We start from the raw sequence: 15315 nt of genomic DNA, 5'->3' as shown, positions 1-15315 counted from the left end.
CTCATAACTGGGCAGGCACAGAGTAGATGTAGTTATAGAACAGTGTTCGTTAAAGATAGCCGATGCTAACGGCTTTGACCAGCGTTCATGAAAAAAGATCAAAGTTGGTAGAGCAGTCGCCAAAAAAAGCTTAACCGAGAGTTTAACAGTGTATTAAGAAAACAGTGTGCAAATACGTATAACCAAGCAAAAACAGGAGACCCGAAGGCCTCCTGTTGCAGGGGTACATAGTGATCTATGGCGTTGAAACCTGCTAAATTAGCCAAACTGGTTCATGGTGTTGTCTTTGCCACCGGCTTTGAGCGCGGCATCGCCGTGGAAGAACTCTTTATGGTCATCACCGATATTGGAGCCTGCCATATCCTGGTGGCGAACGGTTGCAATCCCTTGGCGAATTTCCTGACGCTGTACGCCTTTCACGTAAGCCAGCATACCTTCATCGCCGAAGTAGCCTTTCGCTAAGTTGTCGGTGGACAGGGCAGCCGTGTGGTAAGTTGGCAGCGTGATCAGGTGGTGGAAGATGCCCGCTTCGCGAGACGAGTCGCGCTGGAAATTGCGTGTCCACTCATCGGCCAGCTGGCCAAGCTCGGTATCGTCGTACTCTGCGCTCATCAGCTTGTCACGCTGGTAAGCCGAAACGTCTTTACCCTCTTCCTGCCATGCATCGAACACCTGCTGGCGGAAGTTCAGCGTCCAGTTGAACGACGGAGAGTTGTTATAGACCAGTTTGGCATCCGGCACGACCTGGCGAATGCGGTTGACCATGCTGGCGATCTGGCCAACGTGGGGCTTCTCGGTTTCGATCCACAGTAGGTCGGCGCCGTTTTGCAAGCTGGTGATGCAGTCCAGTATAACGCGGTCTTCGCCGGTGCCGGGTTTAAACTGGTAGAGGCCCGAAGCGAGGCGCTTGGGTTTAACCAGTTTGCCGTTCTGCTTGATGACCACATCGCCGTTGTTGATATCGGCGGCGTTTTCAATCACATCGCCGTCCAAAAAGCTGTTGTACTGGTCGCCGAGATCGCCTGGCTCGTTGGTAACGGCAATTTTCTGCGTCAAGCCCGCGCCGAGTGAGTCGGTACGCGCAACGATAACGCCATCTTCAATGCCGAGTTCCAAAAAGGCGTAACGCACGGCGTTGATTTTGGCCAGGAAGTCCTCGTGGGGCACAGTAACTTTACCGTCCTGGTGACCACACTGCTTCTCATCAGAGACCTGGTTTTCCAACTGGATGCAGCAGGCGCCCGCTTGAATAAACTTTTTGGCTAACAGGTAGGTGGCTTCTGCATTACCAAAGCCAGCGTCGATATCAGCAATAATCGGTACGATATGAGTTTCGTAGTTATCGATTTTACCGATCAGTTCCTGCTCTTTTGATTTGTCGCCAGCCTCTTTGGCTTCATCGAGGGCGCGGAACAAGTGGTTAAGCTCCCAGGCATCGGCTTGTTTTAGAAAGGTATAGAGCTCTTCGATCAGGTTCGCGACGGAGGTTTTTTCGTGCATCGACTGGTCGGGCAGCGGGCCGAACTCGGAGCGCAGCGCGGCAACCATCCAGCCGGAAAGGTAGAGGTAGCTACGTTTGGTGGTGCCAAAGTGCTTCTTGATCGAGATTAGCTTCTGTTGACCAATGAAGCCGTGCCAGCAGCCTAGCGACTGGGTGTACTGGGCGGTATCGGCATCATAGGCGGCCATATCTTCGCGCATGATCTTGGCGGTGTAACGCGCAATATCCAGGCCAGTGTGAAAGCGGTTCTGTGCACGCATGCGAGCGGCATACTCAGGTTTGATGGTTTCCCACTTGCCGCCTTGAGCTTCGCGTAGTTGGGCCATGGCTTTGATATCGTCGAGCAGTCCTGTCATGAGCTTATCCTCTTCGGGCTGGATAGTGTTTCGCAAATCAGCTTTTGCTTATGCTGCACCTGCGAAGTTGTATTTAGCATTATTGATTTTCGTGATTGTGTCTCTAGGTCAATCGTCTCTCATGCAAACGTCTTGAAAGCTGGAAGCAGTAACGCTAGAGACCTCAGCTACAGCGTTGAGCTTGATGGATTGACCCAATCCGCTTAACGCTGCAATGCAATAACTATCCACGAGGATGGCGCCTTCAACAATTGACACTTGGGGGCAGAGGCCGTTGTAACCCGACGACAGGGAGGTAGAGGAAGGGAGGGTTTGTGTAGTCGTTTTTCGTCAAGATGGCGGCAAGAGCGCATAAAAAAGCACTGCCGAGGCAGTGCTAGAGATCAATCAAGAGGGCTTGTTAATCGAGCGAAAGCGTCATTTCTCGATGAGGGATGCCTGCATCCAGAAACTCATCGCCATGGGCGATAAAGCCTAGACGCTCATAGAACGCCAGTGCGTGTACCTGGGCACTCAGGGCCACTTGGGCGTGGCCCGCATGGCGTGCCGCTTCAATCGCGGCCTGCATCAGCAGTACACCAATACCGGTGCCGCGGGCATTAGCGAGTACGGCGACGCGGCCTATATGCCCGTCGGGCAGCAGTCGTGCGGTGCCTACCGGCTGCTGATCAAGCATGGCGAGAAAGTGCTGGCACGCCGGATCCAGGCCATCCCACTCCTCATCCTGGGGCACGCTCTGCTCTTCAATAAATACCTTGCGGCGGATCTCGCTGGCCGTTGGGCCCAGCGTTTCCCAACTGCCAGTGCTAATGTGGGTAATCGCCATTAGGAAACCTCCGATTAACTATTGCGCTTGGCCATACTGCGTTAAAAATCGCCTCAAAATACTCATTTACACCCCGTAAACTCCGTTTTTTCGTTGATTTTTGCCTTGTCTGGCCTGCGCTCATCACGTTAATAAGAGGTTCCTTAGTACTCCTCGTCATCATCACCTTCATCACTCATAAAGCCGAGGCTGCCGGTATTGACCAACTGGGTGATGAGCGCAGTTGCGCCGTCAAGCTCAAGGTCTTCGGCGTAGAGAGGGGTGGTGTCGGCTAGGCGTTTGGCTAATTCAGTTGAACAGGCGTGGCCGTCACCATCCACAAATAGCGTGGTACCGCTGGCATCGCGACGCCAGGCAAAGCGTGAGCCAGGCATATGGTAGAGCGGCTCCCCCTCTTGTAGTTGAGCAACAAGCGCCTCTTCGTCCAACGGTGTTTCAAGCGGTACCACTTGATCGACATATTTTGGCTGAGTCATCACCCGGCCAAACCACTGGGCAATCTGAGTAGGGTTATCCAGCGTCGACATAATCAGCTGACGCATACGCTCAACGGCTGCGTCGTCCAGTTCACCGACCTGCTGAGCAGGCGCCATGCCCGCATCGCTGTAACGCTGAGAGGCAGGCAACTGCTCACCCAAATAGTCGGCGTAGGAGGTGATCGCCTCATCGGCCGAAGGAGCGCGAAAGCCAACTGAAATGGTCATGCAGTCATCGCTTTGGCTAACGCCGTGATGCGCCCAGCCGGGAGGGAGATAAAGCATGTCGCCGGGGTCAAGCACCCAGTCGGAGTCGGGCTCTACGGTGAATTCTTTCAGGATGCGGAGATCGATACCTTGGATGATCGGCGCATCTTCCGTGAGCTTGCCGCCCAGCTGCCAGCGGCGGTGGCCGCTGGCCTGGAGTAAAAAGACATCGTACTGATCGATGTGCGCACCCACATTTCCGCCAGGAGGTGCGTAGCTGATCATCACGTCATCGAGCCGCCAACGAGGTAGGAAGTCAAACTCATTCATTAGCGCAGCCACCGATGGAACATAGTGGTCAACCGCTTGCACCAGAAGGCTCCAGTTTTTTTCCGGGAGCCGTTCAAAAGTGGCTTCATCGAAGGGGCCGTGGGAGACCTGCCAAGGGCCATCCGGGCCCTCCTCTTCAACCAAACGCGCTTCTACGCCAGGCTCGCAGGCGAGTCCAGCCAGTTCATCGGCTTCAATCGGGCTGATGAAGTCGGGCATGGCGCCACGAATCAGCAGCGGCTTTTGCTGCCAATAATTGGCCAGAAAGTCTGCAGCGGTAAGATCGCCCAGCAGTGTTAGCGGCTTATCGTGATGGTTCATGGCGTGTCCTGGTGTAGTGGTCGCAGCAACGTTGGTCACAGCAAGTTGGTCACAACAAATGGGTTACAGAGAGTTTAGCTGATGTGTCAGTGCTTCGGCTTGCGCCTGGGCATTACCAATATAGTTGGCCGGTGAGAGCGCCTTCAATTCGGTTTTGACCTCGCTGGGCAGTTCAAGGGTATCAATAAACGCCGCAAAGCCTGCTTGGTCAATACGTTTGCCACGAGTCAGTTGCTTGAGTTTTTCATAGGGCTTTTCAATACCGTAACGGCGCATCACCGTTTGAATCGGCTCGGCGAGCACTTCCCAGCTGTTATCCAGATCAGCATCTAAACGCTCAGGGTTGGCTTCAAGCTTGCTGATGCCTTTGAGGCTGGCGTGGTAAGCAATCAACCCATATGCCAAGCCTACGCCAAGGTTACGCAGCACGGTGGAGTCAGTCAGGTCGCGCTGCCAGCGGGAGATCGGCAGCTTTTGCGCAAGGTGGCTAAGCACAGCGTTGGCCAGGCCCAGGTTGCCCTCGGAGTTTTCAAAATCAATCGGGTTAACTTTATGTGGCATGGTCGAGGAGCCAATTTCGCCCTCAACCGTGCGCTGCTTAAAGTAGCCCAGTGAGATATAGCCCCAAACGTCGCGATCGAAGTCGATCAGGATCGTATTGAAGCGGCAAATGGCGTCAAACAGTTCGGCGATATAGTCGTGGGGCTCGATCTGGGTAGTGTAAGGGTTAAAAGTCAGCCCTAAGCCTTCCACAAAGGTGCGGGCATTGGCTTCCCAATCGATCTCCGGGTAGGTGGTCAGGTGGGCGTTATAGTTGCCCACAGCGCCATTGATTTTGCCGAGCACTTCCACCGCTTCGATCTGCTTCAGCTGACGCTTAAGGCGGTACGCCACGTTGGCCATCTCTTTGCCCAGCGTGGTCGGGGTGGCGGTTTGACCGTGAGTACGCGACAGCATCGGCTGGGCGGCGTGGGCAATGGCTAGCTTGGCAATGTCATCGGCAACCTCGTGCATGGTGGGCAGCATGGCGTTCAGGCCGTCGCTGAGCATTACGCCGTAAGAGAGGTTGTTGATATCTTCGCTGGTGCAGGCAAAGTGAATAAATTCGGTGACCGCATGCAGCTCGGTTTGGCCTGCAATCTTCTCTTTTAGGAAGTACTCAACCGCTTTGACGTCGTGATTGGTGGTGCGCTCGATCTCTTTGATGCGTTCGGCATCCCCGATAGAAAACTCACGAATCAATTGCTCAAGGAACGCGGTAGCCTCAGCAGATAAGCGCGGTACCTCGGTAATCTGAGCATGCTCAGCCAGGCGCTGTAGCCAGCGAACCTCCACAATCACACGGGCGCGAATAAGGCCGAATTCACTGAAGTGTTCGCGCAGGGCGGCGGCTTTAGAGGCGTAGCGGCCGTCGACGGGGGAGAGGGCGGTCAAAGCGGAGAGTTGCATGGCATCGTTTCCAGGAGGTTCGAAAGAAAATTAGTCGAGAGCAAGTTAATTGAAAAGACGTCGATCGAGAACAGAGTAGCCGTCTAGTCGAGGCTATCCAGTGCCCGGCGTAGCGCTTTACGCTGGAATACCAGTTTCCAGCGGCGCCCGCCTTGCTGGTGCCACAATAATCCAAAGCGAATCCCCGCCATTAAGCAAGCGCGTACACGCTCAGGCATCATGCGGCTCTGCAGCAGTGATGGATCCCCTTGCACCACAATGCGGGTTTTAAAGGTGGATATCGTCTCTTGGTACGCTTCCCCAAGACTGGCCACCACGTTTTCATGGGTAGTGCCAAAGTGCTCGGCTTGACCCTGAATGCGGGTTAATTTTTGGCCCAGTGAATCCATCATGTCGTTATTGGTACGCAGCTTATTCATTAGCATCAGCAGCGAAAAACCGTAGCGCAACACCACCGGGTTCGCCTGCTTACGCCCCACCAGGGCTTCTAAGGTATCCAGGCCGCGGCGCAGATTATTGGGGTGCCCGCCATAAATCGCCTCGAAGCTTTCCGGGCTAGTATCCACAGTGGCCTCAATCAGCGTTTCCCAGGCGCGGGTGTCGACCTGCCCGGTGCGAGCCAGCTCATCGACCAGGCTGGCGGCTTGAAAGACGCCAGCAAGGGCAAGTGCTTGGCGGACTGCCGGAGAATCGGGGGCGCGATGAATCGGGGTAGGATTCATGCAGCAGCCTCCGCGGCTTTCTTCCAGGTAGCGCGAATAACGCCGCCGCCCAAGCATATGTCGCCATCGTAAAGCACCAACGACTGGCCAGGGGTGACCGCCCACTGCGGGTCGTCAAACGTGACCTCAACGCCACCGTCGGGCAGCGCGCGCATTTCACAGCCGCAGTCGCTTTGCCGATAGCGCGTCTTGGCGGTAAAGCGCCCCTGCTGAACCGGCGGCTCACCCGCCACCCAATCCATGGCCTCTGTGACCAAGGTATCGGAGTAGAGCAACTGGTCATGCTTACCCTGCACCGCGATCAGTACATTGCGATCAAGATCTTTTGCCGCCACGTACCAAGGGTCTTCGGAGTAGTTGGCAAGCCCGCCAATGCCTAGACCCTGGCGCTGGCCCAGGGTGTAGTACATCAGCCCCATATGTTTGCCGATGACATCGCCATCCGGCGTTTCAATGGTACCGGGCTGGGCGGGCAGGTACTGCTGGAGGAAATCGCGAAACCGGCGCTCGCCGATAAAGCAGATGCCGGTGGAGTCTTTTTTCTTAGCGGTGATCAAATCGTGCTGTTCTGCAAGCGCGCGTACGGCGGGCTTTTCCAGCTCACCTACGGGGAACAGAGTACGGGCAATGGCGGCTTCTGGCACTGCATGCAGGAAGTAGCTTTGATCTTTATTGCTATCCAGGCCTTTCAGCAGGCGCGGGCGAACATCGCCATCGCCTTGGCTAACATGCCCTTTACGAACATAGTGCCCGGTGGCGATTTTGTCGGCTCCGAGCATTTCAGCGTACTCAAGGAAGACCTTAAATTTGATCTCCCGGTTACACAGAATATCCGGGTTGGGCGTGCGGCCCGCTTTGTATTCGGCTAAAAAGTGCTCGAATACATTATCCCAATACTCGGCGGCAAAGTTAGCGGTGTGCAGTTTAATGCCCAGTTTGGCGCAGACCGCCTCGGCGTCGGCGAGATCCTCTTTGGCCGTGCAATATTCGGTTCCGTCGTCTTCATCCCAGTTTTTCATAAACAGGCCTTCGACCTCATAGCCTTGTTGCATGAGGAGAAGGGCCGAAACGGACGAGTCGACGCCGCCGGACATACCGACAATCACTTTGCCATTAGCGGCTGTGGCGGATGACTCAGTGGTGGATGAGCCTGGCGTAGTTGGTTCAGTGGATGACATGGGCATCCTCAGTTGAAGTAGGGTGCAAATAAGCAGTGTGCAGTTGGGCGAGGATTATACACGATGGGGGGTAATGGCTTCGAGTGCTTCACTCGCGAATCACCGACAGGGGATAGCCAGGCTCGCTGAGTGCATCCTCGATACGTTTGAGTACCAGCGGGCTGCGTAGGCGCGCCTGCTGATCTAACGACCGTATTTGCTCAATGGTAAGCCAGTGGGTGGCGAAGATATCCGGGTCGAGGGGGAGGTCGAGTTGATGAAGCGGTGCGGCAATAAAGCCGTGGCTGTGAAACGTTTGCTCTTCGTCGGTATGAAATACGTATAAACCCAGATATCCGGTGAGCGATACCTGCCAAGCAGTCTCTTCCAGTACCTCGCGCAGAATGGCTGCTATGGGGCCTTCGCCGGGTTCAATATGCCCAGCGGGCTGGTTAAACACACTCTGCGGGCCGCCACGCTGCTCTTCTACCATCAAAAAGCGCTCGCCCTGCTGGATGACGCAGGCAGCCGTGCTGCGAATAAGGCTCATCAGGGGTTCCTGCGTTTTGTGGTGGGCCGCCTACGCTGATCTTTTCGCGGAGCTATTCGTCGCTGACTTGGAGGCGTATTCGTCGGTCTGGGCGCGTGTAGGGTTTCTTTGCGCCATTCGCCGGGCGCCAAACCATCCAGCCGCCAGGGGCCGATCGCTACGCGAATCAAGCGCAGGGTGGGGTAACCGACATGGGCCGTCATACGGCGAATCTGGCGGTTACGGCCTTCGCTTATGGTTAGCTCCAGCCAGCTAGTCGAGGGGTGGCGTTTGGGGTCGATGGGAGGGTGGCGTGGTGCGGTCGTAGGCGGATCTATTCTGTGCGCCTTGGCTGGCTGCGTTGGGCCATCCTTCAGCGCAATGCCTTGGCGCAATGCCTTCAATGCCGTGTCATCGATTTGCCCTTCCACCTGGGCCCAGTAGGTTTTGGGCTGCTTATGGCGCGGATGAGAAATGCGGTGAATCAGCTCGCCATCATCGCTGAGCAGCAGTAGGCCTTCAGAGTCGTAGTCAAGCCGTCCTGCGGGGTAAATATCTTTCACATCGACATAATGCGCCAGGGTTTGCCGCCCCTCACGGTCGCTGAATTGGCTCAGTACCTGGAAAGGCTTATGCAGTAAATAAAGGTTGCTCATGACTTCTCGTTGCCCCTTTTACTTTCTATTCGCTCTCAGGAATAGGTATGTCGACAATGCGCACGGCGGGCAGCGCTGGTATACTCCGGCTACCTGATGGGGCGCCCATCGTTGAGCTCGCGCTCCGCTCAAGATTTCTTGCCATCGCAGCGAAAAGAGAGAGGTTAACGCAAAAATGACCAAAACGCCGAAGATCATCTATACGCTCACTGACGAAGCGCCCGCGCTCGCGACGCACTCCCTACTGCCGATTATCGATGCCTTTACCGATTCTGCCGGCATTCAGGTAGAGACCCGCGATATTTCCCTGGCCGCTCGCATCATTGCTCAGTTCCCTGACTATCTGAGCGAAGAGCAACGGATCGGCGATCACCTGGCGGAGCTTGGCGAACTGACCAAGACCCCAGAAGCTAATATTATCAAATTGCCCAACATTAGCGCCTCTCTGCCTCAGCTAAAGGCGGTGATTAAAGAGTTGCAGCAGCAGGGTTACAAACTTCCTGACTACCCTGAAGCGCCCCAAAGCGATGAAGAGAAAGACATTCAGGCGCGCTACGACAAAACTAAAGGCAGCGCCGTTAACCCGGTGTTGCGTGAAGGTAACTCGGATCGCCGCGCTCCGCTGTCGGTCAAGAATTACGCCCGTAAATATCCCCACCGCATGGGTGAGTGGAGCAGCGACTCCAAGTCCCATGTGGCGCATATGAGTGGAGGCGATTTCTACGGCAGCGAGAAGTCCGCGCTGATTGAAAAAGCCACCGATCTCAAGATCGAGCTGGTCGCTAAAGACGGCAGCACCACGGTGCTCAAGCAGAAAACCTCGGTACTGGAAGGCGAAGTCGTCGACGCTGCGGTCATGAGCCGTAACGCGCTGCGTCGTTTTGTGGCCGACGAAGTCGCTGACGCAAAAGCCAAAGACGTGCTGTTCTCGCTGCACCTTAAAGCGACCATGATGAAGGTCTCTGACCCGATTATGTTCGGTATGGTGGTCAGCGAGTTTTATCAGGACGTGCTGAGTAAGCACGCAGATGACCTCCAGCAGGCGGGCTTCGACCCCAATAACGGTATCGGCGATCTCTATTCGGCCATTAAGTCACTGCCGGAAGAGCGTCAGACCCAGATTGAGGATGAGATTCAAGCACTTTATGCCGAGCGCCCGCGTTTGGCGATGGTGAACTCCCATAAAGGGATCACCAACCTGCACGTGCCCAGCGATGTGATTATCGATGCTTCCATGCCGGCGATGATCCGCGATTCCGGTAAAATGTGGGGCGCCGACGACCAACTGCACGACGTCAAAGCCGTCATTCCTGATCGTTGCTACGCCGGTATCTATCAAACGGTCATCGATGATTGCAAACAGCACGGTGCCTTTGATCCGACGACTATGGGCAGCGTACCCAACGTAGGCTTGATGGCCCAGAAAGCCGAAGAATACGGCTCCCACGATAAGACCTTCCAGATTCCTACCGACGGTACCGTACGCGTCACCGATGCCAGCGGCAATGTAGTGCTTGAGCACAGCGTTGAGCAGGGCGACATTTGGCGGATGTGCCAGACCAAGGATGCCCCGGTTCGCGATTGGGTGAAGTTGGCGGTTAATCGTGCCCGCGAAAGCGGAACGCCGGCTATCTTCTGGCTGGACGCCCAGCGCGCCCACGATGCTCAACTGATCAAGAAAGTCGAGAGCTACTTAAAAGAGCACGATACCACTGGCCTGGATATTCGTATCATGACGCCAGAAGAGGCCATGCGCTTCTCTCTGGAGCGTATCCGCAAGGGCGAAGACACTATCTCCGTCACTGGTAACGTACTGCGCGACTATCTGACTGACCTGTTCCCGATTATGGAGCTCGGCACCAGCGCCAAGATGCTCTCAATCGTACCATTGATGAATGGCGGTGGCTTGTTTGAGACCGGCGCTGGCGGCTCTGCTCCCAAGCACGTTCAGCAGTTGCTGGAAGAGAACCATCTGCGCTGGGACTCGCTGGGCGAGTTTTTGGCCCTGGCGGCATCCCTTGAACACCTGGGCAGCACCTTCGATAACGCTCGGGCAAAAATGCTGGCCAAAGCGCTCGATCAGGCGAACGGCAAGTTCCTGGATAGCAACAAGTCGCCGTCGCGCAAAGTGGGTGAGCTGGACAATCGCGGCAGCCACTTTTATTTGGCGCTATACTGGGCTGAAGCGTTGGCAGAGCAGAGCGAAGATAGCGAAATGCAGACGCTGTTCGGACGCCTGGCTGACGCGCTAACGGCCAAAGAAGCGACCATTGTCGATGAATTGAACAGCGTTCAGGGCCAGCCTGCGGATATTGGTGGCTACTTCCACCCGGATCACGAGCTGACGGCTAAGGTGATGCGCCCCAGCCAGACTCTCAACGAAACGCTTGCCATGGTCGCAAAAGGCTAATAGAGACCGCCTGTGATTAGGCTGAATGACCCCCGTCCGCTTGGCGGGCGGGGGTTTTGCATTGCACTCGCTATTGCGCTCTGTAATATTTTAAGTTTTCCATGAACCCTTGCTGATCGAAAGCGTCTTACGTTTAGGCTAATAAGCTATAGTAGTTAAGAAATTATAGTAGTTAAGAGGCTACAGTTAAGAAACTACACTAGTGAATTGGCGATGTGAGGTCTGATAAACGCTTCCATCGGTCAGTGTCGAGACAACCAACCGTGCAGCTTATGCCCAACCAAGATAGTTCATACTTGACCGTGTTACCCGTAAAAGCGGGGATGACGCGGCCAGATATGCCCGATGAAGATGGTGATATAGCGGTACAGTCAGCAGAACCGGCGCTGGCGCAACCACCGCTTTATAAGGTAGTGCTTCACAACGACGATTACACGCCGATGGAATTTGTCATTGAAGTGCTGCAAGATTTTTTTAACATGGACAGCGAGACGGCCGTTCAGGTCATGCTCGCCGTACATACCCAAGGAAAGGGCACTTGTGGCGTGTTTACGCGCGATATAGCCGAAACAAAAAGCTATCAGGTAAATGAATATGCCCGTGAGTGTGAGCACCCGTTGATAAGTGATATTGAGGCCGCCAATTAAAAGCGTTGAGAAATAATTGGTGGTGAGGCTTGCAACCGTGCCATTTGTACCCGATGTTGAGAGTGCCGGTCGACTAAATTGATCCGACGCAAGCCCTAGGTGGCGACACGCCCTAGGTAGTAGCGAAAAGGGGACTGCCATGCTGAGCAAAGAACTTGAAATGACCCTGAACACGGCCTTCACCGTGGCGCGTTCAAAGCGCCATGAGTTTATGACCGTTGAGCACCTGCTGCTAGCGTTGCTAGATAATGCCTCAGCGGTAGACGTACTGAAGGCCTGCGGGGCTAACCTCGACAAGCTGCGGTCCGATCTGCAGGATTTTATTAACTCGACTACGCCACTGATTCCAGAAGGCCAGGGTGATCGTGAGACCCAGCCCACGCTTGGTTTTCAGCGTGTTTTACAACGGGCGGTCTTCCACGTTCAGTCATCTGGCAAAAGCGAAGTGTCCGGTGCCAATGTGTTGGTGGCGATCTTTTCCGAGCAGGAGAGTCAGGCGGTATACTTCCTTAAGCAGCAGAACGTTGCGCGGGTCGATGCAGTCAACTACATCGCCCATGGTATCTCCAAAGTGGCCGGTCACGGGCCGTCTCCCTCGCCTTCTTCACCTGAGAGTGAAGACGCGGAGGAGGGTGGCAGTGAGGGCGCTGCGCATCCGCTCACTGGCTACGCTACCAATCTCAATGAACAGGCACGGCTGGGTAAAATTGATCCGCTGATTGGCCGCGACCACGAGCTTGAGCGCGTGGTGCAAATTCTGGCCCGTCGGCGCAAAAACAACCCGTTGTTAGTCGGTGAGGCGGGTGTAGGTAAAACCGCCGTGGCCGAAGGCCTTGCCAAGCGTATCGTCGAAGAAGACGTTCCCGATGTTATTGCCGATGCGGTGGTCTACTCGCTGGACATGGGCGCGCTACTGGCCGGTACCAAGTACCGTGGTGATTTTGAAAAACGCCTCAAAAGCCTGCTGAGCGAACTACGCAAGCAGCCTAACGCTGTGCTATTCATTGATGAGATTCACACGGTGATTGGTGCAGGTGCCGCCTCTGGTGGCGTGATGGATGCGTCCAATCTGCTCAAGCCGCTGCTCTCTTCGGGCGAATTGCGCTGCATTGGTTCGACTACGTTCCAGGAGTTCCGCGGCATCTTTGAGAAAGATCGTGCTCTGGCACGGCGCTTCCAGAAGGTGGATGTGATGGCACCGTCGGTGGAAGACACCATCAAAATCCTCAAAGGGTTGCGTTCACGTTTTGAAGAGCACCACGAACTTAAGTACACCGATGGTGCGCTTGAAAGCGCAGCGCGCTTAGCGGATCGCTACATCAATGACCGCTTCCTGCCCGACAAAGCGATTGACGTGATTGACGAGGCAGGGGCTCACCAGCGTCTATTGCCGCCAGAAGTGCGCGCCAAGACGATCGATGTCGAGCAAGTGGAAGCCGTGGTAGCGTCCATTGCACGTATCCCACCGAAGAGTGTTTCAAGCTCCGACCGCAAGCTGCTCGAGAAGCTGGATCGTGACCTGAAGATGCTGGTGTTCGGTCAGGATGAGGCGATTGATAGTCTCTCTGCGGCTATTAAGCTGTCCCGGGCCGGGCTTAAATCTCCCGATAAGCCCGTTGGTAGCTTCCTGTTTGCAGGTCCCACCGGTGTGGGTAAAACCGAAGTGGCCAAACAGCTGGCGCATATCATGGGCATTGAACTGGTGCGCTTTGATATGTCCGAGTATATGGAGCGCCATACCGTATCGCGCCTGATTGGTGCGCCTCCAGGCTATGTCGGTTACGACCAGGGTGGTCTACTGACTGAAGCGGTGACCAAACAGCCGCACTGCGTGTTGTTGTTGGATGAGATTGAGAAAGCGCACCCGGAAGTCTTTAACCTACTGCTGCAGGTCATGGATCATGGCCGCTTAACGGACAACAACGGGCGTGAAGCGGACTTCCGTCACGTTATCGTGATTATGACCTCTAACGCTGGTGCGGAGCAGGCGTCGCGTCGCTCCATTGGCTTCCAGCACCAGGATCACTCCACCGATGCCATGGAAGTGATCCGCCGTACCTTCTCACCGGAGTTCCGCAACCGCCTGGACGGTATTATTCAGTTCCACTCGCTGCCGGTCTCGGTGGTGCGCAATGTGGTCGACAAGTTCTTGATCGAACTACAGGCGCAGTTGGATGAGAAGCGTGTTCAGTTGGATGTAGACGACATGGCGCGGGATTGGCTGGCCGATAAAGGCTACGATCCTGACATGGGTGCACGTCCAATGGCGCGCCTCATACAAGAGAAGCTGAAGAAGCCATTAGCCGAAATGATTCTGTTCGGAGAGCTGGCTGATCAGGGCGGTATTGTCCACGTTAGCCTGGAGGAGGGCGAGTTACACCTTTCCACAGAGACTGAGATGGCAGATGCGCCCTGAAAAGGGCGCTAAGCCGTGCTAAAAGCTATCTTTCTAATACTCATGCTATATGCATAAAAACGCAGCGCCCTGTCATCGACGGGGCGTTGTCGTTTTTAGTGAACCGCCATTGACGCTAATCGGCGCTGTCGTTAAAGGACAGTCTAGCTGGCACAGTTAAAGTCAGCCGAGCGCGTTAATGGTGTAACGACTTAGCGCGAGCGGTAAACGATACGGCCTTTAGACAGGTCGTAAGGTGTCAGCTCAACTTTTACCTTGTCACCGGTCAGAATGCGGATATAGTTTTTGCGCATTTTGCCGGAGATATGAGCGGTAACAACGTGACCGTTTTCCAGCTCAACCCGAAACATGGTATTCGGAAGGGTATCGACGATAACGCCTTCCATTTCAATATGATCTTCGCGTGCCATATAGGCATGTCCTCACTGATGAGTTAGTAATGTCATTATCGGTCAGAATTTGAGTGCCGCTAGGTGGGCACTCAAGAAACAGCGCTATATTGTGCCGTAAGCCCGTCGTCAAGGCAAAAAAGCTGGCATTTTTAGCGAATCAGCGGCCGCCAATGGCGTCCATCGAGTATTTCCAATGGCGCGAAAGCCTGCTTGTAGCGCATCTTACGGCACTCTTCGATCCAATACCCTAAATAAAGGTGCGGCAGCGCTTTTTCGCGGCTGAGCTCGATGAGCTGAAGAATGGCAAAAGTGCCTAGTGAGCGCTTATCCAGAGTCTCGCTAACGGCAAAGAAGGTGTAGATTGCCGAGAGCCCATGCTCCAACTGGTCGAATGCAGCCACACCAACCAGCTCTTCGTCGAGGTACATCTCCATCAGATGGGCATAGGACTCATCAAGGGTAAGGAAGGTGCGGTACTGCTCGCGGCTGGGCGGGAACATATCGCCGTCAGCATGGCGCTGACGAATGTAATTCGCGTAAAGCGAGTAGTGGGTAGACGCAAAGTGAGCAGGTACAATGCGGACGTTTATATCGGCATTGCGGCGCCAAATTTTTCGTTGTGTGCGGTTAGCCGCAAACTGGTCAACCGGAATACGCACCGAGCGGCAGGCGTTGCAGCCCTCACAGTGAGGGCGGTAAAGATGGCGCCCACTGCGACGAAACCCTAGCAGCGCCAGCGAGTCATAGACACCTGGAACGGGCGATTCCTGCGGGTCGAGAAACAGCGTTGTCGCTTCCTTGCCGGGTAAATAGCTACAGGCATGCGGCACGGTAAGGAAAAAGCGCAAATCCCGCACCGGCCGACGCGGAGTGTTACTACTCACGGCCTGCCTCCTCATTGTAAAAAAATGGTTGGAACA

The 15315-nt window shown here is 55.0% G+C and carries 13 protein-coding genes; 3 read left to right on the top strand and 10 right to left on the bottom strand.

The features are described from left to right. Positions 1-258: 258 nt before the first annotated feature. From HALA3H3_RS00530 to HALA3H3_RS00495, 8 genes are all read right to left on the bottom strand, one after another. Positions 259-1857: an isocitrate lyase gene (locus HALA3H3_RS00530; protein ID WP_022520433.1), complete on the bottom strand. Its 1599-nt coding sequence runs from the start codon at positions 1855-1857 to the stop codon at positions 259-261. Positions 1858-2257: 400 nt separating this feature from the next. Next, positions 2258-2683 carry a GNAT family N-acetyltransferase gene (locus tag HALA3H3_RS00525; protein WP_022520431.1) on the bottom strand — a complete coding sequence of 142 codons (426 nt, stop codon included), beginning with the start codon at positions 2681-2683 and terminating at the stop codon, positions 2258-2260. Between the two features lie 143 nt (positions 2684-2826). After that, positions 2827-4017 carry a cupin domain-containing protein gene (locus HALA3H3_RS00520; protein ID WP_022520430.1) on the bottom strand — a complete coding sequence of 397 codons (1191 nt, stop codon included), beginning with the start codon at positions 4015-4017 and terminating at the stop codon, positions 2827-2829. A gap of 63 nt (positions 4018-4080) precedes the next feature. Next, on the bottom strand, positions 4081-5466 hold the full coding sequence (purB, locus tag HALA3H3_RS00515) for an adenylosuccinate lyase (RefSeq protein WP_022520429.1): 1386 nt from the start codon (positions 5464-5466) through the stop codon (positions 4081-4083). Between the two features lie 83 nt (positions 5467-5549). Next, positions 5550-6188 carry a high frequency lysogenization protein HflD gene (hflD, locus tag HALA3H3_RS00510; protein WP_022520428.1) on the bottom strand — a complete coding sequence of 213 codons (639 nt, stop codon included), beginning with the start codon at positions 6186-6188 and terminating at the stop codon, positions 5550-5552. Continuing rightward, positions 6185-7372 (bottom strand): tRNA 2-thiouridine(34) synthase MnmA, encoded by a 1188-nt coding sequence (gene mnmA, locus HALA3H3_RS00505; protein WP_027959683.1) that lies wholly within the window; start codon positions 7370-7372, stop codon positions 6185-6187. The genes hflD and mnmA overlap by 4 nt, the downstream gene beginning before the upstream one ends. Positions 7373-7454: 82 nt before the next feature. Continuing rightward, entirely contained in the window at positions 7455-7895 is a 441-nt protein-coding gene (locus HALA3H3_RS00500; protein ID WP_022520426.1) for an NUDIX domain-containing protein, read from the bottom strand. After that, positions 7895-8530: a pseudouridine synthase gene (locus HALA3H3_RS00495; RefSeq protein WP_022520425.1), complete on the bottom strand. Its 636-nt coding sequence runs from the start codon at positions 8528-8530 to the stop codon at positions 7895-7897. Before HALA3H3_RS00495 ends, HALA3H3_RS00500 begins: the two co-directional genes overlap by 1 nt. 175 nt (positions 8531-8705) lie before the next feature. Between HALA3H3_RS00495 and HALA3H3_RS00490 the strand changes: the two genes are divergently transcribed. From HALA3H3_RS00490 to clpA, 3 genes are all read left to right on the top strand, one after another. Beyond that, positions 8706-10940: an NADP-dependent isocitrate dehydrogenase gene (locus HALA3H3_RS00490; protein ID WP_022520424.1), complete on the top strand. Its 2235-nt coding sequence runs from the start codon at positions 8706-8708 to the stop codon at positions 10938-10940. 338 nt (positions 10941-11278) lie between these two features. Continuing rightward, a complete protein-coding gene (gene clpS, locus HALA3H3_RS00485) occupies positions 11279-11587 on the top strand; it encodes an ATP-dependent Clp protease adapter ClpS (RefSeq protein WP_035538640.1) in 309 nt (102 codons plus the stop codon). A 139-nt stretch (positions 11588-11726) separates the two neighbouring features. After that, positions 11727-14003 (top strand): ATP-dependent Clp protease ATP-binding subunit ClpA, encoded by a 2277-nt coding sequence (clpA, locus tag HALA3H3_RS00480; protein ID WP_022520422.1) that lies wholly within the window; start codon positions 11727-11729, stop codon positions 14001-14003. A gap of 191 nt (positions 14004-14194) precedes the next feature. On the opposite strand, the gene infA is transcribed toward clpA, so the two are convergent. Further along, entirely contained in the window at positions 14195-14413 is a 219-nt protein-coding gene (gene infA / locus HALA3H3_RS00475) for a translation initiation factor IF-1 (protein ID WP_007111068.1), read from the bottom strand. A gap of 131 nt (positions 14414-14544) precedes the next feature. After that, positions 14545-15279 carry an arginyltransferase gene (locus tag HALA3H3_RS00470; RefSeq protein ID WP_022520421.1) on the bottom strand — a complete coding sequence of 245 codons (735 nt, stop codon included), beginning with the start codon at positions 15277-15279 and terminating at the stop codon, positions 14545-14547. Positions 15280-15315 lie beyond the last annotated feature (36 nt).

Source organism: Halomonas sp. A3H3 (assembly GCF_000982975.1).
GTDB classification, from domain to species: Bacteria; Pseudomonadota; Gammaproteobacteria; order Pseudomonadales; family Halomonadaceae; genus Vreelandella; species Vreelandella titanicae.
This window is presented reverse-complemented; position numbering and strand designations above follow the sequence as displayed.